Here is a 24,223-nt window from a genome sequence, read left to right on the forward strand (position 1 = left end):
GCCATCGCTTTGGATAATATCATAATATCAGATTTATACCCCTTACTACTATCAACCTAGTAAAATTTATTTTCTTAGCCCCCTTTCATATGCAAATAAATCTCTTGCTTTTTTTAAATATCTGTATACTGTAGCAGTACCGACTGGAATTTCAATACTTGCCTTATTAACTCTATCTTGAATATCGCCTTTTTTTATATCAGATTGCGCATGTGAAAAATAAACTATTTCTACGGCTTGTCTTTCAAGTGGATGTAATTGTACAATTGTTTTTTCTACAGCCAATATATCCCATAATTCAGCCTGCTTTTGCCTTAAAACACCTTCGGCATACATAACAGCCTGCTCTGTTGGCTTGCTTATCCCTGTTCCACCTACTTGCTGCCTCCTTTGATAACTGTCAAGTGCCTCCTGATAATATTTTTTTTCTAAGTCCTCTTTATGAGGCTTTCCCATAAAAGCATAATATAGAAATGCTTCTGTTGCATAATCTCTTATATGATCTTTCTTCAATTTTTTTACCCTCTATTTGGTATTTTATACGAATATTCGTTAATATTATTTATTATATACGATTTTACGTTTATGTCAATATATTTTTATGAATTTTCGTAAATTATTCTTGTTTTTACGTATATAATATGTTATAGTACATTTGTAATTAATTTTTAGGAGGAATATACTGTGTCGGTAGAATCAGAATTGAAAAATTTAATTTTAAATAAATATAAAAGCTTAAGAGAATTTGCAATTAAAATTGACATGCCCTATTCAACAATGGATACCATATTGAAAAGAGGGGTTGATAAGGCAAATATAAACAACATTATAAAGATATGCAAAGAACTAAATATTGACACAGAATCTCTTGGTGAAGGCCGAATTGAACACAAACAACATGAAAGACATGTTAATACCATAGCTGCACACAAGAATGAAATTGATGTTGATTGGACAGAAGAAGAGCTAGAAGATATTGAAAATTTCAAAAAATATGTTCTTAGTAAACGAAAAAATAGGGAATAACTTCTTGGGGGGAGGACAACCATGACTTCATATGAAGAATTATTGCAGACCGCAGATGATGAAGGTATTGAAGTAATAGAATTTACCTTTAAAAGTGATATCAAAGGATTATATTCTGATAATTGCATAGCAATAAGCCGTAAGTTGAATACTACTAAAGAAAAAAAATGCGTACTTGCCGAAGAACTTGGCCACTATTATACATCTGAAGGAAATATTATAGACTTAAAAAATATTACTAACCGAAAACAGGAAAAGCAAGCCAGAAAATGGTCTTTTGAGAAACTCCTGCCGTTAAAATCAATTATAAAAGCTTCCTTTGCCGGCTGTACAAATCTGTATGAATTGTCAGAGTACTTGGATATTACAGAAGAATGCCTTAAAGAAGCATTGGTATACTATCAAGGCAAGTATGGTCTTTACACGGAAGTGGACAATCACTGTATATACTTCAATCCTCTTACAGTTTGTAAATATAAATTTAAAAACTAATACTAATAGCAGCCATTGTGGATAATACTTATAGTTGATATACTGCTTAATTTAGTATTGCTTGTAACAATTATATTTTTCCATGGCTAACTTGACATGCCATGTTAATAAGAATTGAAACTATTTTTTATTATAGCCAATCATGCTATGCAGATTAAAAATAATTATATAATTAAAAAAGCGTAAAATTAAATCTGCCATAATTTATCTGCCTGCCCCCACCCTATGCATTCTAAGTCATACCTGCATCGTCACAAAATTTATGGTATTAAAAAAGCAACAGATTGATTTCTGCTGCTTCTAACTAAAAATTTTATCTATCTTAGCCCCTTTAATTTCTTTATTGACTCTCTATCATGTTGCAATATTTCACCTGCTACATTTCTCGATTCATTATCTAAATTACCTCTTAAAACTTTTTCTGCCATATTTACGCCTTTTGTTTCCCCAACAATGGCCTTTTTAATGACTTCATAATCTAAACTTGAGCCTAATTCCATATTTAGCATAATATCTCCCATCTTTCCTTTTATACCGAGATTTTCGTCTGGTCTACCTCCTATGTTTTGAATGTAGTTTGCTAAAGTCTCGGTATTCTTCCTGTGTTGTTTTTGAATGTCTTGAAAAGCTGTTTTGATATTCTTCTCTTCTACTCTGTTAATAAAATTATTAAAACTCTCTATTGCCATATATTCGCCCTGCAATAGTTCATTAAGTGATTTTATTAATTCTACTTTATTGTCCAATTTTATACCCTCTGATAAAAATTTATTATAGCTTTATCTTTCCACTGTTTTAAAATCCTATTCTATTTTTTTGATATATAAAAGGAACTCGGTTAAGAGTTTTTATGTTCTCATGTTTCTTATTTCTTCTTTTATAACTTCTGTAGCAACGTTCGTAATAACTTCTTTTACATCTTCTCTAAATACGTTTTCTATTTTCTCCAAAAACGTTTAACAAAATATTACAATGAAAATTGTTTTTCTGTATTAAAAAAGCAAATTAGATGCCTTAATTTATAGAGGTGATGAAGATTTGCCTGTGTTTTTGGCTGCTGATACTGGAGGGTATGTACATTTAATGGTATCAGAAATAATGAGGCTCTAAATAGAATTTTATCGGCCTCAACGACTTAACCTTTGGTTAAACCGCAAGGTAATTGGAACTTTTCCGAAGCTAATACAACAGGAATTGTGGCTAGAATTGCTCCATAAATAAATATCAATAAGGAAAATATTTACAAAAACCTTTGCGTAAATTTGTCAAATTGGATATAATAAGAATACAATAAAACAAAAGAGGAGGGTTTTTGTGAAAAGATTTAGAGACATTTTTATTGGCGTTTTAATAGGATGTATGCTTGTAGCTACTCCTGTGTTGGCAGATAGTATATTAACGAAAATAGATGTGGTTTTAAACGGAATAAATGTTCAAGTTGACGGAGAAGATGTTCAGGTTGACAGCATTTTATACAATGGATCAACCTACCTTCCAATGCGTAAAATAGCTGAATTAGTTGGCAAAGATGTTAATTGGACTCAAGAAACTAAAACAGCTAATATAATTGAAAAAACAGAAATAAAAGAAGGTGATTCTGTGATAGAACAACCGATAGAAAATTATAAAGTTATAAAAAAAGATGAAGATGAAAAACTTTTGATTGTTGAAAAAGACGGGAAAGAGTATTATTCGTGGATTCAAATTGCACGATTAATAAAAGAATTTGATTTTTACTTAACTTATGGTTTTAATGAATTTGCATTGTGGAATAAAGATGGTACTTTTCCTACTGAATTTATAAAAGTAGATAAGGACAATTATATAAAAATTAATGTAAATTATTATATTTCTAAAGATTACTACGAAACTACTATATTGCCGTTGATTAAATAAATAAAAGATGAAATAAAATGAATTTACGGGGGACATCATGTATTGGCTAGTAATGTTATTAAGCGCATATATTAGAACCTTTATTTTGCCTAATCCTTTTGGAACGTTACCGAATGGTGAATTTATTAATGCAGTGGAAAAAGCATTAAGAGGCAAACTTATTGTAAGAGAAAAAGGCATTGAATTTACTTTCGCAACTTTATGCAAAAATATTTCAATGGCCAGATAATGCTTATTATGGATCAGGAGCGTATTTCAAATATATAATTTGCATAATGGTATTACAACAATGCTTTAATATCGCTTATTCTCATAGTATCAAAAAGAAAAGTGGTGAACATAAGTCCCCAAATAGTCCCCTAAATTAATATTTTGTTTTATATCGATAAAAGTATAAAAGCATTGCAATTTAGTTATTGCGATGCTTTTATATTAGTGAACCATGAGGGATTCGAACCCCCGACGCGCAGAGACTATTTTTACGAACTAAGGCATTCTATAGTTTACTAGAATCATTGAATTTTCAATATTATTATACTTGCGTATACTTTGCATTACCATAATAAACCGAAGTGTATTGGCGAATTTTTGGCGAAATTATTTCTATATTTTTGCCTTTTAAAAAATGTTCCTAGCTGCATTATATTTAAGACTTGCTTATGTAAATATCTTTATTTATTAAATAATAAATATATCAATCCAAAAATAATTGCGGCGATTATTAGTAAAACATAATTTGCGTTTAGGTATGTCCAAATGCAAAAATCGATTAGTGTTAGGCCTAAAATAGCTACATTAAAATAAAAAGGTATTGGATAAATATTTCTTAGTCTTTCAACAGGGCCGCATGTTTCAGAACATATATTATTTGTTCCATTACTATCACAAGTCATTGCTATTTGATCAGTGCATTTTCTGCATTTTGATCCTACGCTACTTTCAACTAATTTAGCTACAAAATACAACAATAAAAATATAGAATTAAATAAAATAAACCCAACTAGCAATATAATAAACGTTAATCTGTATATGGATACTCCCGCCATATTAGTTATAACTGTTCCCGTAAAGCTGATTCCTCCAAAAAAAGCCATAACTATACCTGAAAATATACCTAAGACGGTAATAGACATAGAATTTATATTACTTAGCTTAGTTTGACTGTCTTTAATGCTATTATTTAATTCTTCATAATCATTTGAAATTTTATGCGACTTTGATTCAACTTCTTCTAATTTTTTTGAAATTATATATCCTTCCTCATCATACTTCTTAAGATATCTCAATCTTGTTATTTCTAAATTAACATGATCCTTAAGCTTAAATAACTTTTCAGAAAGATGGACTTTATCAGAACCAGTTCCCACCGTATCATACATCTGTTCTAATGTTAATGATAGTATGTCTGCCTCGTCATCATTCAAATTTAAAACAACTCCAGCTATATCGGCATAAGAATGCCTGTAATCATCTTGATATATTATTTCTAGTTGTTCAATTACTGATGCTATATCAAATTTTTCGGTTGAAATTAGCTTTATCAAATCTATCAAATTATCCACTTTATTAATTTCATCCATGTGTCACCTATATATCTTTATTCTCAAAATACTCAATTATTAATTTTTTTTCAATTACTGAATTTATTCCGCCTAAAGCCTTCGTTTCCTTCCAGGGCAATTCACTATGAGTATCATTTACTAAATCCCAAGGTGATTTTTTATATTTTTTTAAAATCACCTTATCTACAACATCTCTATGACTATCTAAAATCAACGGTAATTCGCACGGCTTATATTCCTCTTTAATTGGTCTTGATATATAATGATTATATTCATAATAAACATCTGGAACAACAGGGCCTAATTTCCACGCTACTATATCTTCATCAAATGCGAACTCCTCAAAATGTTTGTAGAAATAGCCTTGAATATAATAAAGTATTTTCTGTAGTTGTAAATTGCTTATCGGATTTCCGTTTTTCACACAAAAACTAATAACATAATTAGCTAATTTTATTACATCATACACGCAAATCCCCTCCTATTTTATAAAAATAACTTTACCGATACATTAAATGTAATGTTTAGTAAAGTCAAATAAATCTATTTGTACCTGTATATTTATTATATCACGATTAAAGGAGTTTGCAACACAATTTACTAAACTCAGTATCTTTTTTATACTTTTCATAAATTTTATTATATTTTATGATAATTTTATTGTGTTTTTTGATAATAGACATAAAAATTCTTGCTTTTATTTTTATGCTTTATTAGCATATTTTATACATATAAAATAATTTTCAGAAGCCGTTTTTCAGTTTTTCCTAACCACTGACTACCGCTGTTTCTTTAAATAGTTAACATGCCCTTAATAAAATTATTATTTACCTTTCCATCTTCATCAAAGCTTATGATAGTGCTACCAAATTTCTTTATTTTCCTTTTCTCTTAAAGCTTTCTATTCTGGCATTCTGTCTTGTATATACACTGTAACCATTACTCCGTTTTTGTAAATTAAAGATTTTTTCATATTATATTCCTCCTAAAATATTTATTTACATTGTTAATTTTATAAATTTAATTAGATAGAACCCAATTTATAAATAACTACCCTCTATATTAAAAAGGCAGCCTCTTTAAAAGCTACCTGCATACCTGTTCTTTTAGTTGTTCCTTAACTTATTCCCGATATGGAATAACCAGATAGTTAAATAATATTTAATTATCAATATTTTTTTTACTTAAAAATTCCATGAAATAACCTTTGGTTATTCTTTCCCAATGTCTAAACAGTGTGTAATTTGTACCTCTGTTATTCAATCAATTTTAAAACATCATTTTCGATATCTTTTTTATTCAACACAATTATCTTGGCTTCTTTACCTAATTTCATTTTGATATATCTTTTAACCGCATCAATTTTTTTATTTGTAGTTTTATTGAAAATGTCGATTTCAATTATATAAATATTTAGATATTTAGTTAGGATAAATATATCAACGATGTGTTTATCTAGCTTAGCTTCCCTCTTAAATTCCTGTATAACATCTTTATTCTTAATATAAATATCCTGCGCTATAATTTTATGGTAACTTGGTATTTTACCTTTAAAATAAACCTTTCTGTTTATTATTGGATGTTTAGCTCCTTTGAAATATCTTTCTTTTTCAAGTATTCTCAACCTATGTTTAGCCGCTGCATAGCTACCGTTAAAATATAAATCCCCTATTTGCTGTATTGTGGCGCCGTTTTGCTCCAGGTAATTGATTATTTTAATATCTCTATCTTGTAAGATCATAAGCCTAGAGCATTTAATATATCAACAGCATTTTCAATTTTCTTTTCTACAGGGGGCTCCGTCTTTGGTTTTTTCTCTACTACTGAATTTTCAATGTATTCCTGTATTTCCGGGAAGTCTATAGTATAGCTATATCCTGTTTCTATCTCTTTAGTTCGGCATACTAATTCTCTTAAGCCTAAGTTTACAGCTGAATTATTTCCCATTACTACTTGACAAGTGCTTTTGTCTTTTATGGTTAATGCAATTCGTGAGGTTAGTTGTGCTTTTATGTCCGTTGGAATTGAATCAGATGTTGGTTTTTGAAGTGAGGTCAATAAAAATATTCCTGAAGAACGGCCAACATTTACGATTGACTTAATATGTTTCATACATTCAGCCTTTATTAGTTTTTCTTCTTTACTATCAGCTTTTGAAGTGTTAAGGAATGAGAATTCTTCTATAACCACATAAATATATTTTAAAGTTCTTTTGCTCTTACTGTTATAATCAGCTATATTTAAATAACCCTTTTCAATCTCAAGCAGCTGTTCACGTCTTTGTAGTTCCAATTCTATTTCTTGAAGTGCTTCCAAGACTTCATTAAGAGTTCTGCTACAACATTTAACTTGCTTACAATTTCTAAAAATGGCCAGATCATTTTTTCTTATTTGAAGCAAATAAAGGCTTATTTTATTAGAATTATTAATCAAATTTGTAAGTATTGTAAATAAAATTCGGCTTTTGCCGGTTCCGGTATCTCCACATATTAAAGCATGAGGAAATTTGTTCATATCTACTACTATAGGTTTACCTATAAATTCAGCTATCAATATTTTATTTGGTGGCAATTTGTATGGCTTAAACTGCTTAAAATTGTATTCTTTTATTCCATATAGGGTAATAAGTCGATTTTCATTTGTGAAGTGTGTATAGTTTAAATTAAAGGCTTGTTTTACATCTAATATATGCTCCTGGAGCTTATTTGTTGTAACTCCGATAGGTAACATGAATTTTATTTTATATCCATATTCTTCTGTATCATAACTGAATAAATTCAAAGTTTCACTCTTATTATTTTTTAAGTCCGGTATTCTTGTAATAATTTCATCAAATTGTTTTTTGAATTTTTTAAAGCCTCGTTTCTGATAGGCCTCCATTATAAAGTAACATCCGGACGATAATATTAATTCAACTATCATTTCTTATGTTCACCACTTTTCTTTTTGATACTATGAGAATAAGCGATATTAAAGCATTGTTGTAATACCATTATGCAAATTATATATTTGAAATACGCTCCTGATCCATGATAAGCATTATCTGGCCATTGAAATATTTTTGCATAAAGTTGCGAAAGTAAATTCAATGCTAATAAATCTAAAGTAAACATATACTACCTCCCCATTTCGACATACATTTTTTAGGCAGCATGTTAATATAACAAAAACATCATCACGGTGTTACTCTCCTTGTGATAGCTGCCAGGCGTTCAAGGAGAGTTTTAAATTTTTTTGAAGACTTCTTCCTGCTTTATGTATTCCCTTAACACATACTCAATAAATTTGCTCCTGCTTCTTAATGATTCTTTTGCTTTTTCATCTATTTTCTTCAGTAAATCTTCATCAATAAGAACAGATATTTTCTTTACCATTTATTCACCTCGCTTTATCTTCTTTCTTACTTCATATATATTCTTTTATGCGCAATTGATGCTCGGATATTTCCAACAAATTATGCAATGAATATAATTTAGCAATGTGGACATTTTATAAAATAAAAAGAGGGTGATTATTCTAAACTGGTTAGAACATACAATATTCGCTTTATTTGTCGGTTGGTGGATATTTGCTTTATTGAATTTTACTTTAGTAGAAAGTATAATTTATTTCATATGCATTCCAATTGGTGGGTTATTGCCCGATATTGATATGCCAAAATCTAAGTTGGGAAAAAGAGTTAAACCACTCGCTAGATTTATTAATAAAAAAGTAGGACATAGAACATTAACGCATAGTTTATTTTTTATTACGGTATTGTTCTATTCAAGTATAATAGCGTTTGGTTTTAATACCATTTCTGTAGGATTGATGGTTGGATGTGTAATACACATGTTTTTTGACATGATGACACCAAGCGGTGTACCTTTGGCGTATCCGTTTAGTAATAAGAGATATAAATTATGATAGTATTAAATTATAGTTCAAATAGAAGCCATGTACAAAGTCAAATTGAATAGAGCCGAGAATTCGACTGTACTAATTGTATCTTCAAGCCAAGTGTATTTACACTTGGCTCAAAATCATCCATTATGCCATTTACATGCTTGCAATCTCTGTCGTATCCGTGTATTCTTTTTAATACATCTGAATGTTCCTTATCAAATTTTTCTGCAATTATCCTTGTGCTTACAACTGGCTTTTTCTTTCTTTACGAATAATCCTAATTGTTCTATTTCATTCATTTTTCAAATCTCATCTCATTTTTTGTATAAAAAAAGACGGAAAAATCCGTCTTTTAAGAGTTAAGGGAGTGTTTTACGACACTCAACGCATGTATTATTTTTTTACGGCGCAATCCTTGCTACTATCCCTGTTGTATTAGCTTCAGAAAAATCCCACTTCCTTTGAGGATATGTAACATCACCGGTAGTTTTTAAAAATGGGTTATCTCCTATTGCTTTTAAAGTTATATTCGTAGCATCATCATATATCTGAAATGCCATTGATGGATGATCTCCACCTCTATATAAGGTGAAATCTCCTAAGTTTCCTCCGCTCCCTGTTCCAATCTTTGCATAAGCAGAATTTTCATAAGGTCCATAGAACTTGGAGCCATAAATATCTCCCCCCCTAATTATTGGCGATAGCATCTCAATTACTACCTCGATAATTCCTGCCTTAATCTTATCAGCTGATAAACTTTCGATTTTAGCATCTGTTATAGCTCCATCAACAACCTGGTTTGTGTCTACAACATTAACCCCAAGCCCCGATGCTCCTAAAATTTCTTTCCCATTTTTATTATATATCCATATACCGTAATCATTTCCGTTATAGCCCAAAACAACTCTGGTTTTAGGCATTGCCTGAGTATCTTTTATAATCAGCTGCTTATCTTCTGCTACTAGTGCAAAGCTTGTGTCACCAAGATATATGGCTCCAGTTGTATTGATTATCCCAGCAATTAGTTTATTAGCTGATAAATTAGCAATATGAGCATCAATAATCTGCGCCAATCCAATATGAGCAGTCTTTATAGCTGCATCCGCAATAAATGCACTTGCAATAAATTGTCTAGCCATTCTGTTATACCAAGCTATATCATGAAGTCCGCTGTTATTTACAGCAATTACCCAGTCATAATCTTTAAGTGTAACGCCGTCAAATTCCGTTTGAGTGTATGTTCGATAAGACGTAGCACTTATATCCTTCTGCCACACAATATACTTTTTATTTGTGTTTCCTGAGCTCATGGTGTATTCAGTACCTTCATAAAATAATTTATGAGAATTCCAGGACACACGGCCGCCGGAAGGAGTATTATTGCTCCATTCATCCCCGGTGAGAATTAATTGTTTTGTATTAAATTTAGAAGCATCCAGTGCTGAATCAGCTATCGCATTCGCAATAACAGAGCCGTCAACAAGTTTTTTACCAGATATTTCGCCAACCGAATTAAAAGTTTTGTTAATAACACTTGTAGCATTAAAAGAAGCCTTTAACTTCTTTGAAAATCTCTCATTCGGTTCTCCAAGTTCAAATTCACATTGCCATGGCTGAAAAACATTATATTTATGCCGGATAATACGAGCGGTATCAGCAATATTCATTTTAGAGTTAAGAATGTCAGCCATATCACCAAGTGCAAATTCTTCGTGAGAGTATTCAGGAAGTGTACGCAAATCAACCATCTTAGTTTGATAGTAATATTTAGGCCTGCAATTCAACGCTAATTCGGCTATGCCTTTTTGCTTCAACTCTTCCGCATTCTCAATATCTGGATTACTGTACACTGCAGAGTATTCTCTGCTTGTATAACTATAATCAGCTACATACATCTTGCCATCATTAACAGACGAGATATCTAAATTATCTTTACCAAAACAATATAACTTCGTAACAATTTTGTTTGACTGTGTTCTTGTGATATTTTTCATGTTTTTAGCATATCTTATTTGAAAGCCTGTATAGTTTTGCCATTGCTTACCGTCTCTAAGATGAGCAATTTTATTAACACTATCCCACACAAGATAACCGCCCCAAATTTCCTGAATTTGCTTAATAAGTTGCAAACGGCTTACTTTTTCCGCTTCCAAGTTATGTATGCCAGTAACATCACATATACCCATGCTCCAATCAGAGCCTTGCAATACGGCATACAATGCATGCGCAGCACTTCCTGTTGTATATAAATTATTAGATAAGTTTGTACCTTCCGCAATTACCTTGACAGACAAAGAAGCAGGATCTGCAGAATCATATGTATTATTTATATACGGTTCTATAAATTCACCGTTTAGCTGATTCCAGCGCTCAACAGCCATATACTTGGTCCATAGGGAACCTGATTCATCCATAACCTCATCAATAGCATCTTCTAAAAGAAGGTTATAAACCTTGCCACCAGTATATACCTCACATTCAGAAGTAATATATTCATTTTTTTCGTTACTAGATGGCAAACTGAATTCTAATGCTGATTCTCCGTTCAATCGTGCATCAATGTAAGCCTCTTTTAATCCATCGCTTGACGGCGATAAAAAAGCCACTGTTTTATCAGCAGATTTAACTTCTATATATTTTTGTATCTCCATTTTGTTGCCCCCTAAAAAACATACTATGTTTATTATAATAAACGAATCAATCTTCCCATTTCTTTTTCCAGAATTTCAACATCGACATCATCTTCCATTATGTTTTTTTCAATGTTCATCAATGTTCCTATTTTAATTTCTTTACGAGTCTTATCAGTCGAATCAGAAGATAATTTATGCAGCAATAGAGATATAATACTTATTAATTCATCCAACTTTGATGAAGAATTAGCCGGCAATACTCTTTCGCCTCTGTGTAACTCTGCAACATATCCGTCAAATGGAACATAAGCCAATCCGCTTGCATGACTGCCATCTATCCTTGGGTTGTTGGTTGATGATACACTTACATCCTTATTCTTCACATCTGTGTTGTTCCATGATGCAAGCCAATCAATAGCAGTTCTAATCGCACCTGCCACTCTTTCAAAAACACTTACAACTCCCTCAACAGTATTCGTAATTGCCCCAAATGTTGTTTCAACAACTTTTTGTATAAGCGGAAATGTAGGAGATATAAAATCCCATAACGCTCTTAGTATTGGTAGTAAATCATTATTGAATATTCGCCATACCCTTTCGACTATATCTGCTATACTTTTAAATGCAGTGTTAATAATTCCTGAAATTGCCGGCCAATTGCTCTTAACCCATGAAAATATCACATCAAATATAGGCAATAAATAATCATTAAACCAATTATATGCAACGCTTACTACTTGATTAATTACATCAAATACTGTTTTAAAAACATTTTGTATAACTGGCATGTTGTTTATTATCCAGTTAGCAAAATCTACAAACATAGGCATTACTGCTGCACCTACTTGCGTAAACACTGCTCCAAAACTCCGCTTTAGTTGGTCCATTGTATCTGTAAATTTAACTCCGGCATTAACTGCATCATCAGACAAAACAAGACCTAAATCTTTAGCCTGTTTTTTCATAGCTTCAACCGAATCGGCTCCAGCATTTAATAGCGGGGCAAGTTCAGATCCGCTTTTTCCCAATAAGTCATTTGCTATAGCTGCCCTTTTAGTTGTATCTTCTACTCCTTGCAATGCTATAACAGTTTTTTCAAAGATTTCCTCTTGGCTTAGCCCTGCCATATCTTCATAACTCAACCCTAATTGACTAAATGCATCAGTTGCTACTTTACCGCCCTTACTAAGTTCATCCACCTGATTTGTTAGTGTTTTCATACCCGATTGCATACTATCTATAGATGCGCCATTTTGACTAAGTATAAAATCCCATTCCTGAAACCCTTCTTTTGACATACCTATCTTTTGGCTCATCTTATCTATATGGTCCGTAGTTTCAGCTGCTTTGTTTGCTACTCCAAGTAATGCCACTCCTGCTGCTGTTGCTCCTGCACCTATTGCAAGTCCCCATTTGCCTGCTGTCTTTATTCCATTTCCTAGCTTTGTGCCTAAACTGTTAGCGCTTTTTTCTGTTTTAGATATGCTTTCTTCTGCCTTGCTTGAATCGACCAGAATACTACCAAACAATTTGAAAATTTCTATAGCAATTACCCCCTTCCCTTGTTGAATAGGGTTATGATATCTTTTACATCTTGCAAAATTTCCTCATTATCTTTTTCCTCAATAGCACCGCCTAGCATTAACAGCTTTTTAAAATCATCAAAGCTACCTGTATCCTGGTACGGAATCCATCTTAGAAACAAGAGTTCATCTTGGTATTTTTTGAATACATACTCAACAAGAGAAATAGCAGAATCAATATCTGTTTTTAAAATATAATCTAAAGAGCCGTATCTCTTTAGAAGCAGGTCTATTGTTTCTTCGTAATTAAACCTGCCAATAAAGTAAAAAAACGCTTAAGGTCATTCTCTTTCCCTAGCGTTTCTAAATTCTCTGCAAGTTTCAATATATCCATCTGCTCAACATCCTTAGCTTTCATTTCAAACGGCCCTGAAAGAATATCGTATATAGCCTGTTCAGATTTCTTCTGTGAAAAAATTTCAATCAATCCAAGAACGCCTTCAATTCCAACATCTTCAACGTTCATTTCTCCTGCATTTGCCTTTTTTAATATAGGCTTTATTTCTTCCTTTAAGCTTGCCTTTCCTATTGCTCTTAATGCGTTAAATACATCTTGTGTTTGTAATTTTCTCATTTTATTCTTCTCCTGTAACTTCTTTATTCGGATAATATATTTCAAAAGGTGGTACCAAAGGGTCATTGTTTGTAAAATGTCCTGTAAAAGTCATTGCTATAACTGCTTCCGCCTTATCTGCCACGTTTAATGTCAGACCGCTTGTTGCCAACGCATTTTTCACAACAATAATTACCGGCATTTCGCTGCCTGACAGTTTACCAACCCAAGTTATATTATCTATATAATCAGTTAATCGTATCTGATGGTTGGCAGTAATTTTTTTATAATTATTCGGCCCATCTACAACATCTCCAGAACCTAATGCTATTTTAATAGTATCTTGGCTTATTTCTTTCACATTAGCGGATATAGTAACAACCCATTCATCTATATGTTGCAATCCTTTTCTTACTCCCATAGTTCCATCCACATCTATTTTCCTAATTGTAGGTATCGCCGAAAAAGAGCCACCACCTTGTGTTGCACCTATTAATTTATTTGCCGTCACTGCAGACTCGAAAGTATCTGTACCTACAATGAAGTTTTTAAAAAAAGCTCCGGCGTCCAGCAAAAGATTATCGGCTGTTTTATCTGTAATTCCCGAGTATTTCATCTTGTTTATTCTCCCTTCAATTCATGTAAATGTATTTCGAATAATAACCTACGCCTGATTATTTCCTTATCATCCTCTTTGATATTTTGCCGTGAACCTCTATATGAAGTGAATTGTATTTTATCGTTTCTAAAGTAGCACTTGTTTAACGTATACTGAATATTGTCTGCTAATTCTTCGACAGCCTGTGTACTTGTTCCGCAATCAATAACATTAACTTCAAGCTGAAACAAGGTCTTTCCTGAATTATAAGACACTTCGCTAAGCTCATAAACCAGACGAGGATAGATGTTAAAGTCCTGATTGCCTTCATAGAAGACATTATTCGTTAGAACTTTAAAAATTTTCTGTAATTCAACTCTAAGTGCCCAGGTTTTGCTCATCTCCAGTTTCCCCTTCTTCATTTATTAACGATTTTGCTTTTACTTCGTCCTCTACAGCTGATAAATATTGTGCTTCTATTTTTTGTATATCATCAACACTTTCAAATACTGTGTCGCGTAGTACGCTTCTTTTAGGCTGATTGTTGCCGCCAAGTTCCTGTAAAACTCCATACCAGGTGTTGTGTTTGAATCCCATTTGTAGATCAGTCTCTTTTTTCCTAACCCAGTACTGAGTCGACTTATAGAGCCTTTTATTTTTCTTCATGCCAGGAAGATTTTTCAGTTTTGCTATCATCTTCTTACGCAGTACTTTTGCAACATCTTTAAGGGCCGCCCTAGACAGTTCCCTGATAGTATAGTTCGCGCGGTCTACACCTGATGTAAATGTTAAACCATTTTTATTAGAGTATTTTGTTACACTCTTAGGCATTGGCATTTATACCACCGCCTCACACAACAAAGCAAGAGATTCAAATTCACTCTCATCTTTTGCTTTAACCGGGTATACATCTATGATCTTGTATCTATCATCTTCAAATTTTAGCACTCTTTCGTTATCGTATTCATATTTATTGACAGCAAAGGTAATAGAAGGTTTTAATCCATTCGTAAAAGCTTGATAAAATTCTTTGCTTCTGTAATCAAGTTTTGAAGCAAGCACGCTTCTTTCAGTTTCTGTCTGAATCGTATCTCCACCCTCATCAACAGCATTAACGGCTTTAATTAGCAATACCTCACAATCGTATGTCATGCAATAACCACCGTCCAAATCCCGTTCACCATATCTACAGCAGTCCATGCGCCATCGATATACATTTGCTTTGAGCTGTCTTGAAGGATGTAAACTGTATTCTCAGCAGGTAATAATGGCAATATGCCAACTATCAGAACATCGCTGACTATAAGATTTTTAATACCAACATGAATGATAAGATTATGAAGCCTATACTGTAAATGTCTAGGCATACCTTTGTCACCGTCTCGGTTTTGGTACCTCCAAGTAACATAGTCTACTACAAATATCAAATGATAAGGGTTAGCACCATCAAGCACTAACCCCTTCTCATCCTCTAATTCTGTAATTACACCGTTAACTATTGCTGATATGTATGTATCTCTCACTGTCCCGTTAATTCCAAGTTTTGCTTTGACTAAACCTGTCACTATTGATGTGTCCATTATATCAGCTCCTATTCCTTACTTTTTAGTGCTTCCTCAGCTTTTAAAACAGCATCCTTCCCTTTGATTTTTTCGCCGTTGGATAATTCATAATATCCACCGCCCGTATGTTTAGGAAACTCAGGAGTGTCTCCTTCTGCGTTTCCTATCACTTCAATTAAATCTGGGCGAATAGATATAATTTGCTCCGCTCTTTCCTCTGTTATTTCTATTTCTTTGCCCTCTTTTTGAATGCATTTATTCTCCGCATCTAAAAATGTTTTTAATATTTGAACCTTCATAATTTAGCCTCCATTAATTTGCTGTATCAGCTGCAAAAGTCACTGCAGTTGCCGTAGGAGGTGTTTCTAAATCTTCCTGGCTGATATTGATTGCAACGAATGCCTCACCGATTACTGGACGGCCATCATAACGAGCAGTGCCTTTGAATATTGTATTGTCTTCTATAAATTGAGCGTGCTCAGATTGTGCTAAAGTAGCTCCTTTTCTTTCAGCCAACAAATACAACGACATGTATCCACCAATTATTACATTGTCAGGAATAAATTCTAAGAATTCTATCTCTCCGCTAACAACAGGCATTGTTTTTGTTTGCCCTGATACGATTGCACCAGAGGCATTAATTGATAGTGCCTTTGCTTGAAGAGTAGCAAAAGTATTTTCATTCATACACCAAGTTTTTCCACCAGTTGCATAGTTTGCTTTCACTTTTCCAAGTTTTAGAATTAAATCCTTGTAAAACAAAACGTCAGTATTAGCAGCTGCATCAATCAGCAACAAGTTAGTTGTATGTAAATCAGTCCAATCTTTCTCTTTCGTTCCCCAGTATGCAGGTTGAGCAGTTTCGGCAAGTCGTGTTACTATACCTACCGGCATTTTTACGCCTTTACCGTAAAGGATAGCCTTATCAACTGCAAGGCCAATCGCCTGACCTAAAGTAACTAAAATTTCATTCGCTAAGTTAATATCAGAATCTTCCAATAATGAATTAGCTACCGGGATAAATCCACCGACCTTGTATCCATCGACCTCAAATTGATTAAATACAATGCTTAATTCGTTGAGTTTAGCAACCATTTCAGTCCATATTCCTTCAGGAACAGTGCCGGCAATGTTTTGTCTTGCCTTGCCATTTACAGGCTTTAAATTAACTCTTGATATTAGCTTAGAGTATTTGTGAAGATTGTCTCTTAACAGTTCAAGCATAACATCAGGAATGTTAAGTTCTCCACCAGTTACAGCTCTTTTTTGGCCAATAAGTTCACGAGTTCTGGTTAAAAACTCTTGAACTTCATTTCTAACTAGTAGAGCGTCCACTGCTTCTCTTGTCATTCCGCTGAAAAATTTGTATCTCTTCATAATTCCCTCTCCTTTAGGATTTGATTTTATTTGTTCGGGTTCTTTTGAATCACTCTTTGGTTCCTTGCTGTTAAGTTTTTCGAGTTCTCCTTCTAGCTCAGCGATTTCACCTTCAAGCTTAGATTTCTTTTCTTCGAGTTCTTCTTTTTCTGTTTCAAGCTTGTCTGTGTTTTCCTCTACAAGAGCAATTTCTTCGTCAGTTTGAGCTTCTTCCAAAGCTACCTCTAATTCCGCTTCTCTAGTCTTCAGCCCTTCCTCTTGAGTGCTTAATTCAGCTAAGCTAGCGTTTCTCTGTTCAATTTTCTTAGCTATCATTAATTGTTTGAGTGCCATTTATTAATCCTCTCTTTCAATTTGTTTTTTCTTTGCTCTAGTTGCTTTTCTTTATGCTGCTCAACTTCTTTTTGTCTTGCCTGTACTCCTGTTTCCTCATATGCAGGGAATGTGCATACGGAAACCTCATGCAAATCAATTTCCTGAATGGTCCATTTTACGGTGCCATCATCTTTCCAGTCTGTTTCCTCTTTCAAGATATTAAATCCAAAAGAACATTGGTCCACATCACCGCGCTTTACTCTTTCGTACAAATTAACAGCATCTGAATCCTTGTCATTTATTCGGATTCTTCCCCAAAGTCCATGACTATCTGTCTTAAGCTCTAAAGTATTTGCTTTATTTCTTCCGAGCACTAAAGTCGTATCATGATTTATGAGTGCCCTGATATCATTTCCAAGCGTATTGTCAAATGCTCCCGGCGAAATTTCCTCAAATGCTCCCGGCCATAATTCCGTTTGTTTTCCAAACACAGAAAAATAACCCTCTATAAACATGTCTCCGGAGTTTTCTTCTGCCCTTGTCGCTTTGAAGTCAGCTTGGAAACTTCGAGTTTGTTCTGCGCTTCTATTTATAATCTTACTCATCTGCACCACCTCCTTGTATTAGTTTCTTTTGCTCTCCTATCATGCCTCTTGGTATGTAGTTCTCTAGTATGATCAGCTCGTCCAAACCTTCTTTTGGTGAATCGCCTATAAGATTTAATACATCATTGCCAGTGTAAATTCCTCTGATATACAAGTCCATTCCCATGGAAGCCAATTCTTTTGTGTCATACGCCATAAGACTTTTAGCATTGCATTTAAAATACCAGCTAGGATTTATAATTAACCCTTTCGTTAATACTTGTTGGAACATTTCAGCAATGCTCTTTATTCTTGTGCGGATAAAGTTGTTGTACTCTTCCTTATTAAAACTTCCAACACCCAATAAAAAAGCCGGGATATCTAATATTCCAGCCACAGTCCTTTTATCTAGTTGCACAGCATCATTTATTGCTAAATCATTCAAAGAAAGAGGTTTTACTTGGTCAACTTTAATCAAGTCAGCTGGTATTACCCAGGGTTTTCCTTCTCCAGTATCATCAACGTACTTTTTTAGAACCGCGTCTCTTCCATCCGGAGTGGTAAACTCTTCCGTCATAGCATCAACAGATATGATTACAGAGGGTTTCCATTTATCTGACATAAAAGCATTTTTTGTTTTATTTGCTTGTTTCAAATTTGTAACAAGGTCCTTTAAAACAACTCTATAACCGGTACCCCTCCATGGCTTTTCAGGATCAGGATTAACAATAAAATGCAATATCTCGTCATAGTTGTAAGTCTGACTTCCATATTTCACTTCATATCCACCCTGTATTTCTGAAAAGCTAATCCTTGAAGGCTTTAATGGAATAAGTTCCTGAATCAACCCATTTTCAACCTTTGGGAATACAACGCTGTTTCCATCGCCAGGTAACAACATTGAATAAATTATATTGTAAACCCATGTCTTTCTTGTCATCAGCTTATATGGGTTGATGTCAATTTTACGAGATAATTCGTTTTTAACTCTTATATCTCCACTTTTTGTATTTTCCATAAGATGAATTGTCATGCTAGAAACTAGATCAGCTATTTTACTCACAGCCATCTTTACCTCTGGATTGTCAGCTAGTTTTGTATATCCAGGAATTGCAAGTGTATCATATGCGTCGGTAGATAAGAACCAACTCAAGGCCGTCTCTCTTTTTTGGCTGCCTGGTTCAGCACGTGTTCTTTTATTTTTGTTGCCTTTGTTTTTGCTCAATTTATTACCTCCTAACTATTAAGCCAGTCACTGGCTGATGTTGATTTTTCCATATTTTCTATTAATCTGACAGCTCCAAACACGGCAACATCAAATAAGTCTATTCTCATTTCAGTCATTATTTTTTCGTACTGTATCATGTCATCTGTTTTTTCTATTCCGAGTACATTTTGGACACAGTATTCAAATGCCGATGAATGCAAATAATAAAATTGTTCATCCTTAACATGCTTCTCTATCCGCCTAAATCCTTGTGATTTTTTCCAATGATATTGAGGCTCATCAACAATATTGAAACCTGCTTTTTTCATGCCTAAGAAAAACTCTTTTCCGAACTTTTTATCAAATCCAACTTGCTTTATTTTGAATCCCATCTTTTTCATTTTAATAAACCAGTTTATAATATCCGAGTAATTAACTGTAGGTGTATTGCACATATCAAGCCAGCCATCATCCTGCCATCCAAACAACGGTATTGAATCTTCCTCTGCTTTCTGCTGTGCCGCAACTATAGGGAACCATGCATGAGTAATTGCTATATCAACGCCCTTATAGTTTCCGTATAGACCACCAGCTGTAAGGTCATGCATCTTTGAAAGATCCGCTCCACCATACCAGTCTATTTTTAACTTGGTAAGCTCCTCAAGCGTCCAACTGTATTTTCTATCGCTTGTCTTAAATTCCTCTATATTGAAATATGCTTTCATTGCAGCTGTATACACGTTTAAACTTTTGGAAAAAAAATCTTTTCGCTGTTGAGGATCCTTCTCTGCTTGCATAGCATCATTCATTATGTCATCAGGACGTATTGTTACACCGTAACCAGGGTTAGCCATTTGATGCACTAATGGATCTGTGTAATCAACTTTGCCATTCTTTCCTTCAGGAGCTTTTGCAATAAAGACATAATACTGCTCGTCTATTACAGAGCCGGCTAAAATTTTCGTACAATATTGCAATCTTCGATAACAAAATGAATTCATATTATCGCCAGCAGTTGTTATACCTATCATTAGTTTGTTTGTATATGCTTTCATAGCTTCTTTGATGATATTGTACTGTTTAGGCTTTGTGTATGCATGAATTTCATCAGCTATTGCAAGATTGCAATTGAAACTATCCTGACTGTCTGGGTTTGCGGCCAACGCTTGAATGTATATAGACCCTCCGTCTAAATCTCCCTGTATGCTATGTTCTTGATTGTTGTCGATTATTCTGAAACTTTCTTCTTCACCCATGTATTTGATGTTGAAATTAATAAAGTCAAAACTTTCTAATGACTGCTTAAGAGCATTAGCTGTAATATAACATTTTGCGCCGGACTTTCTGTAATAGATTGATAAAGCCCACGCGAGAGCAGCTGCAAAAGTAGTTTTAACGTTCTTGCGCGGAACAAATATGAATGCCTCTTTATATTTTCTTATTTTTGTACCAACATGATAAAAACCCATGATATTGTATATCGTGAACTTGTGCCATGGAAGCAATAAAAAAGGCTTACCTCTCATCGGTTCGCCTTGTAGATTTTCTCCTTGTTTATGCACGAATGTTCTTTCGATTATTCCAATTACTGTTTCTGCCGGTTTGGGGTCAAAGTAATATGCTTGATTCTCCAGGTCCCGGAAGAATCTCTCACAGCCTTGTTTTTGTTCTTCATTTGCGATTACTTTACCGCTTATAATATCTTTCGCATATTGAAAGACTATATCGTGATTTGCAAAATTACTCAAAGCTTAGATAACGCCTCTGCCAATGCTGATTTTTTAGGGACCTGTATTTTAACAGTATCTACGGCTTTTGGATTGAGACATAATCTATCTGTATAAGTTATAATATCTTTTCTCAGGCTTTCTAACGTAGCTACAATCGGGGCTTTTTTAGTTCCCCCCTGCATGGTCTCAACTTCGAAATCGTATCCGGAGTCTTTGAATTTTTCTGTGAGGATGAAATACTGTTCACGAAGTTCTGAATATATATCTATAATTGGTTCATACTCCGGCTTATATACTCCTAATTTTTTCATGTCCCTAATTGTCTTTTTTCTGATTCCTTCATATGTTGTTGCCTTTCCTGCCACAGTAAAATCACCTCCCAAAAAATATTTTTAAAAAGTCGCTCTATTGGAAATGGCTCCCCCCTCCGGTCCTTTTAATTATATAAATAGAGCTTAAGACCAGGGGGGTTATATCTTTCCAATCCTTTCAACCCAACTGATTCCAAGCTCTGTAAGTTCGTGCGTGTCTCTATCATGCATCTTATTATGGCAAGTTTCACATAGACTGATCAGGTTCTTGCTAACTAATGCTAGCTGCCTGTTATGCTCCAATGGATTTACATGATGCACTGTAGTTGCTGGTGTAGTCTTGCCATACCTGAGACACTCCTTGCATAGATAGCTGTCACGCTTTAAGATAATAACTCTTTTATCTCTCCATCTCTTTGTCTTGTAGAAACTCAATTAATCACCTGCCTTATTTCTGCCCGCCCCTCACCCTATGAAGTCTAAGTCATACCTGCATCGTCTCAATTTAATTAGCCTTCATATTGTAAAAAGTTTGGATATATTGAATTTGTTAATTTCTTTTTTATTTCTTCCAAATCAATTGTTTCTATCGTATCGACACCTATCTTAATATTTCTATAATCCTTTTGCTGTATCATAGGCGCAGTAGCATCTGCCATTCCATTACTGGAAGCTTCAAGATAGGCTAATGCTTCCATCCTTTTATGATCGCATATATCTACATACTTGCACTCCCTGCACTGCTTGCTTAATCTTGATAAACCCATGCTTTACCTTCCTTTCGTCACAATAAAAAAGCCAACGGTTTTGAAACCAATATTCTTTCATAAAAAAAGAGCCTTATCTTAAAGACTCTTCTCTTAATATTAAAAACATTCATTGACAACCCATATAGCCTTCTCGTCATTCTCATTATAAAAACTAGTTAGCTCCTTAAAAGCTGCATTTAATGCTTCACTTTCAGAATCCAACATTACGCATCTTGAAGATATATATGGAGCAGCTTGCTCGCTACCATGATAATGATGACTGTTTGAATAGCTATATTTACCACTCCTTAAATCTCTTTCAATCTTGATTTTAATTTTTTGTGCTTTGATATAAATTTCATATAAATTTACTACGACATATGCCTCGCTGATATTATGATATGATTCAAGCATCTCACTATAATTCATTATACTCTCCTCTTTTGCTTAAATAATTTACCAATATTATACAATGCAAAGCATTTTTTAACAACTATAATATTGCATTTTTTACATACAGATGTATATTACTTAACTTAAAAAAGAACCCGGTTAAGAGTTCTCCTACATTATAAATAATTTTAATTAGAAAAATTATGATCAACTATATTGAATATCCTTTTCAAAACGATAAATAAATTAAAAACTAACAAAAATACTAAATAATATATTATAGCACTTATAATACAACTTATCTTTTGAGTAAACAAGTAAACAAAAGATAATAGCAAAACAGAAATAGAAATTAGAATTTCAAACATTACAGTATGATACGTTTCTTTTATCGCCCGTTTTATTATATTTATTTGATTTGCATTTTGAAATTTTTTTAGATCGATTTTATCCTTCATATCAATCAACATAACAAGTAAAGTAAATAGCATAGAAGTTAATATAGATATTATAACAGTTATAATATTTACCATATCACTATCAATAACCTTAATTCTATTAACCCCTAAAGCTATTAAAAAAGGTAAAATATTGTATGTAAGAAATGGAACTAACAAAAGTTTTCCAGTTTTGTTATTAAAAACGTTAATATGGTTATTAACTATTTTAAAACAATTCATATATTCAATTTTAAAAATAAATTTTGAAATTAATAATCCTATAACACATATAAAAATTAGCGTGTACGGATTTTTAATTATTTCAAATAAGCGCAATTTGTCACCCTCTTACTATTAAACCCATTTCTTCTAAATAAGTCATTGCTGTTTCAATAAGTATAGGCTGCATACTCTCTACCGTTGGATGTCCCCCATTCAGTGTAACCAAATTGGTTATATCATCATTAAAGCTTATGCTCGAAACGTCACTTAAATTAATAGTTTTATACTTTGCCCCTAACTTAAATTCCAACTTAATATTCTCATATTCAAAATTATTAAGTTGAACTATAGTAGCTAAATTTCTTTGTCCTCTTATACATTCGCGAATTCTATCTATGTTATTTCTAATAAAACCAGTCGGTTTATTAATAACATATTCCTCATAAGATTCATTAACTCCATTGTTTAATAATCCTATTTGATTACCTATATCGTTCGGAATTTCATATCTAAAAAAACGAATTCTCTGCAACACTCCATATTCAAAGAGTTTCTCTAAATAAGCCATTGGAGCAACATTTCCTAAAAATAATTTATAATCGAGACTTACAGTTTTCAAATAATCCGACAAAATTTTTTCAAATAAAGTTTTGATTCCAAATATTCCGTTTTTTTGGAGAATTAAGATTCCCCTGTTTACTTCTCCAGGTGGAATAGCTAAGATGAAATTAAACGGCATAACTTCCGCATCATCTTCATTCTTATTAAACCTAAAATTTCCCGTTGTACTATTGATTATCTCAGCCTCTTGGCCATAAGAACCTGTTTTTATTCTCCCAATTATATAATTAAATAAACAATTATTATCCTGTGATTTTTCTTCTTGAATACAACCTTCAAATTTAAAAATTTTTTCTAATACTTCATTATTCTCATATATCTGATTGTTTTCGGTAATAAAGTTATCGAATATATCTATAAACTGTAATCCGTCAATATTATTTAAAGAATAACTTTCGTCATCATTTTTATTTTTTATACCTATCGTATATGATGCTATTGATATATTAGACATTTATGATTTCCCCCACATATAATATTTACC

Annotated in this window: 32 protein-coding genes and 1 pseudogene; 5 read left to right on the top strand and 28 right to left on the bottom strand. The window is 33.1% G+C overall.

The features are described from left to right. Positions 1-66: 66 nt before the first annotated feature. Positions 67-513 carry a hypothetical protein gene (locus ACS3UD_RS10720; RefSeq protein ID WP_308139612.1) on the bottom strand — a complete coding sequence of 149 codons (447 nt, stop codon included), beginning with the start codon at positions 511-513 and terminating at the stop codon, positions 67-69. Positions 514-684: 171 nt separating this feature from the next. Between ACS3UD_RS10720 and ACS3UD_RS10725 the strand changes: the two genes are divergently transcribed. Both ACS3UD_RS10725 and ACS3UD_RS10730 read left to right on the top strand, forming a co-directional pair. Then, the gene (locus ACS3UD_RS10725; protein WP_308139611.1) at positions 685-1,026 is read left to right on the top strand and encodes an XRE family transcriptional regulator; all 342 of its coding nucleotides are present in this window, start codon (positions 685-687) and stop codon (positions 1,024-1,026) included. A gap of 21 nt (positions 1,027-1,047) precedes the next feature. Continuing rightward, positions 1,048-1,518, top strand: coding sequence for an ImmA/IrrE family metallo-endopeptidase (locus ACS3UD_RS10730; protein ID WP_213925634.1), 471 nt, complete (start codon positions 1,048-1,050; stop codon positions 1,516-1,518). Between the two features lie 317 nt (positions 1,519-1,835). On the opposite strand, the gene ACS3UD_RS10735 is transcribed toward ACS3UD_RS10730, so the two are convergent. Then, on the bottom strand, positions 1,836-2,264 hold the full coding sequence (locus tag ACS3UD_RS10735) for a DUF2383 domain-containing protein (protein ID WP_308139610.1): 429 nt from the start codon (positions 2,262-2,264) through the stop codon (positions 1,836-1,838). Positions 2,265-2,832: 568 nt separating this feature from the next. Between ACS3UD_RS10735 and ACS3UD_RS10740 the strand changes: the two genes are divergently transcribed. Further along, a complete protein-coding gene (locus ACS3UD_RS10740; RefSeq protein WP_308139609.1) occupies positions 2,833-3,414 on the top strand; it encodes a stalk domain-containing protein in 582 nt (193 codons plus the stop codon). 37 nt (positions 3,415-3,451) lie between these two features. Then, the gene (locus ACS3UD_RS10745; RefSeq protein WP_308139608.1) at positions 3,452-3,643 is read left to right on the top strand and encodes a hypothetical protein; all 192 of its coding nucleotides are present in this window, start codon (positions 3,452-3,454) and stop codon (positions 3,641-3,643) included. Positions 3,644-4,085: 442 nt separating this feature from the next. On the opposite strand, the gene ACS3UD_RS10750 is transcribed toward ACS3UD_RS10745, so the two are convergent. From ACS3UD_RS10750 to ACS3UD_RS10775, 6 genes are all read right to left on the bottom strand, one after another. Then, positions 4,086-4,994, bottom strand: a complete 909-nt coding sequence (locus ACS3UD_RS10750) for a hypothetical protein (protein ID WP_308139607.1) — start codon at positions 4,992-4,994, stop codon at positions 4,086-4,088. 7 nt (positions 4,995-5,001) lie between these two features. After that, positions 5,002-5,445 (bottom strand): Panacea domain-containing protein, encoded by a 444-nt coding sequence (locus ACS3UD_RS10755; protein ID WP_308139606.1) that lies wholly within the window; start codon positions 5,443-5,445, stop codon positions 5,002-5,004. A gap of 786 nt (positions 5,446-6,231) precedes the next feature. Beyond that, positions 6,232-6,717, bottom strand: coding sequence for a hypothetical protein (locus ACS3UD_RS10760; RefSeq protein ID WP_308139605.1), 486 nt, complete (start codon positions 6,715-6,717; stop codon positions 6,232-6,234). Next, positions 6,714-7,898 (bottom strand): FtsK/SpoIIIE domain-containing protein, encoded by a 1,185-nt coding sequence (locus ACS3UD_RS10765; protein WP_308139604.1) that lies wholly within the window; start codon positions 7,896-7,898, stop codon positions 6,714-6,716. Before ACS3UD_RS10765 ends, ACS3UD_RS10760 begins: the two co-directional genes overlap by 4 nt. Beyond that, positions 7,895-8,089: a hypothetical protein gene (locus tag ACS3UD_RS10770; RefSeq protein ID WP_308139603.1), complete on the bottom strand. Its 195-nt coding sequence runs from the start codon at positions 8,087-8,089 to the stop codon at positions 7,895-7,897. Before ACS3UD_RS10770 ends, ACS3UD_RS10765 begins: the two co-directional genes overlap by 4 nt. Before the next feature lie 111 nt (positions 8,090-8,200). Continuing rightward, the gene (locus ACS3UD_RS10775; protein ID WP_308139602.1) at positions 8,201-8,350 is read right to left on the bottom strand and encodes a ribbon-helix-helix domain-containing protein; all 150 of its coding nucleotides are present in this window, start codon (positions 8,348-8,350) and stop codon (positions 8,201-8,203) included. Between the two features lie 133 nt (positions 8,351-8,483). On the opposite strand from ACS3UD_RS10775, the gene ACS3UD_RS10780 reads away from it, so the two are divergent. Beyond that, positions 8,484-8,882, top strand: a complete 399-nt coding sequence (locus ACS3UD_RS10780) for a metal-dependent hydrolase (RefSeq protein WP_308139601.1) — start codon at positions 8,484-8,486, stop codon at positions 8,880-8,882. 380 nt (positions 8,883-9,262) lie between these two features. On the opposite strand, the gene ACS3UD_RS10785 is transcribed toward ACS3UD_RS10780, so the two are convergent. From ACS3UD_RS10785 to ACS3UD_RS10880, 20 genes and pseudogenes are all read right to left on the bottom strand, one after another. Next, positions 9,263-11,512, bottom strand: a complete 2,250-nt coding sequence (locus ACS3UD_RS10785) for a phage tail protein (protein WP_308139600.1) — start codon at positions 11,510-11,512, stop codon at positions 9,263-9,265. Between the two features lie 32 nt (positions 11,513-11,544). Continuing rightward, positions 11,545-13,023 (bottom strand): phage tail protein, encoded by a 1,479-nt coding sequence (locus tag ACS3UD_RS10790; RefSeq protein ID WP_308139599.1) that lies wholly within the window; start codon positions 13,021-13,023, stop codon positions 11,545-11,547. Between the two features lie 20 nt (positions 13,024-13,043). Then, a complete protein-coding gene (locus tag ACS3UD_RS10795) occupies positions 13,044-13,199 on the bottom strand; it encodes a hypothetical protein (RefSeq protein ID WP_308139598.1) in 156 nt (51 codons plus the stop codon). 107 nt (positions 13,200-13,306) lie between these two features. Next, a complete protein-coding gene (locus ACS3UD_RS10800; RefSeq protein ID WP_308139597.1) occupies positions 13,307-13,651 on the bottom strand; it encodes a hypothetical protein in 345 nt (114 codons plus the stop codon). 1 nt (position 13,652) lies between these two features. After that, positions 13,653-14,246: a hypothetical protein gene (locus ACS3UD_RS10805; RefSeq protein ID WP_308139596.1), complete on the bottom strand. Its 594-nt coding sequence runs from the start codon at positions 14,244-14,246 to the stop codon at positions 13,653-13,655. Between the two features lie 5 nt (positions 14,247-14,251). Beyond that, positions 14,252-14,629, bottom strand: coding sequence for a hypothetical protein (locus ACS3UD_RS10810; protein ID WP_308139595.1), 378 nt, complete (start codon positions 14,627-14,629; stop codon positions 14,252-14,254). Beyond that, the gene (locus ACS3UD_RS10815) at positions 14,607-15,065 is read right to left on the bottom strand and encodes an HK97 gp10 family phage protein (protein ID WP_308139594.1); all 459 of its coding nucleotides are present in this window, start codon (positions 15,063-15,065) and stop codon (positions 14,607-14,609) included. Before ACS3UD_RS10815 ends, ACS3UD_RS10810 begins: the two co-directional genes overlap by 23 nt. Next, positions 15,066-15,380, bottom strand: coding sequence for a phage head closure protein (locus tag ACS3UD_RS10820; RefSeq protein WP_308139593.1), 315 nt, complete (start codon positions 15,378-15,380; stop codon positions 15,066-15,068). It abuts the gene before it with no gap. A 164-nt stretch (positions 15,381-15,544) separates the two neighbouring features. Beyond that, positions 15,545-15,808 (bottom strand): annotated as a pseudogene (locus tag ACS3UD_RS10825) (hypothetical protein); the annotation flags it as partial. Positions 15,809-15,819: 11 nt separating this feature from the next. Then, entirely contained in the window at positions 15,820-16,089 is a 270-nt protein-coding gene (locus tag ACS3UD_RS10830) for a hypothetical protein (protein WP_308139592.1), read from the bottom strand. Between the two features lie 13 nt (positions 16,090-16,102). Further along, positions 16,103-17,500, bottom strand: a complete 1,398-nt coding sequence (locus tag ACS3UD_RS10835) for a phage major capsid protein (protein ID WP_308139591.1) — start codon at positions 17,498-17,500, stop codon at positions 16,103-16,105. Continuing rightward, positions 17,482-18,087: an HK97 family phage prohead protease gene (locus ACS3UD_RS10840; RefSeq protein ID WP_308139590.1), complete on the bottom strand. Its 606-nt coding sequence runs from the start codon at positions 18,085-18,087 to the stop codon at positions 17,482-17,484. The genes ACS3UD_RS10835 and ACS3UD_RS10840 overlap by 19 nt, the downstream gene beginning before the upstream one ends. Further along, positions 18,080-19,291 carry a phage portal protein gene (locus ACS3UD_RS10845; RefSeq protein WP_308139589.1) on the bottom strand — a complete coding sequence of 404 codons (1,212 nt, stop codon included), beginning with the start codon at positions 19,289-19,291 and terminating at the stop codon, positions 18,080-18,082. The genes ACS3UD_RS10840 and ACS3UD_RS10845 overlap by 8 nt, the downstream gene beginning before the upstream one ends. Positions 19,292-19,302: 11 nt before the next feature. After that, positions 19,303-21,021, bottom strand: coding sequence for a terminase large subunit (locus ACS3UD_RS10850; RefSeq protein WP_308139588.1), 1,719 nt, complete (start codon positions 21,019-21,021; stop codon positions 19,303-19,305). Then, positions 21,018-21,368, bottom strand: coding sequence for a P27 family phage terminase small subunit (locus tag ACS3UD_RS10855; RefSeq protein ID WP_308139587.1), 351 nt, complete (start codon positions 21,366-21,368; stop codon positions 21,018-21,020). The genes ACS3UD_RS10850 and ACS3UD_RS10855 overlap by 4 nt, the downstream gene beginning before the upstream one ends. A gap of 105 nt (positions 21,369-21,473) precedes the next feature. After that, positions 21,474-21,749, bottom strand: coding sequence for an HNH endonuclease (locus ACS3UD_RS10860; RefSeq protein WP_308139586.1), 276 nt, complete (start codon positions 21,747-21,749; stop codon positions 21,474-21,476). Between the two features lie 74 nt (positions 21,750-21,823). Next, the gene (locus tag ACS3UD_RS10865) at positions 21,824-22,081 is read right to left on the bottom strand and encodes a hypothetical protein (protein WP_308139585.1); all 258 of its coding nucleotides are present in this window, start codon (positions 22,079-22,081) and stop codon (positions 21,824-21,826) included. 99 nt (positions 22,082-22,180) lie between these two features. Then, positions 22,181-22,492: a hypothetical protein gene (locus tag ACS3UD_RS10870; RefSeq protein WP_308139584.1), complete on the bottom strand. Its 312-nt coding sequence runs from the start codon at positions 22,490-22,492 to the stop codon at positions 22,181-22,183. A gap of 152 nt (positions 22,493-22,644) precedes the next feature. Continuing rightward, positions 22,645-23,232 (bottom strand): hypothetical protein, encoded by a 588-nt coding sequence (locus ACS3UD_RS10875; RefSeq protein ID WP_308139583.1) that lies wholly within the window; start codon positions 23,230-23,232, stop codon positions 22,645-22,647. 4 nt (positions 23,233-23,236) lie between these two features. Next, on the bottom strand, positions 23,237-24,193 hold the full coding sequence (locus tag ACS3UD_RS10880) for a hypothetical protein (protein WP_308139582.1): 957 nt from the start codon (positions 24,191-24,193) through the stop codon (positions 23,237-23,239). Between the last annotated feature and the right edge of the window lie 30 nt (positions 24,194-24,223).

Source organism: Sedimentibacter sp. LTW-03 (genome assembly GCF_052059825.1).
Taxonomy (GTDB): domain Bacteria; phylum Bacillota; class Clostridia; order Tissierellales; family Sedimentibacteraceae; genus Sedimentibacter.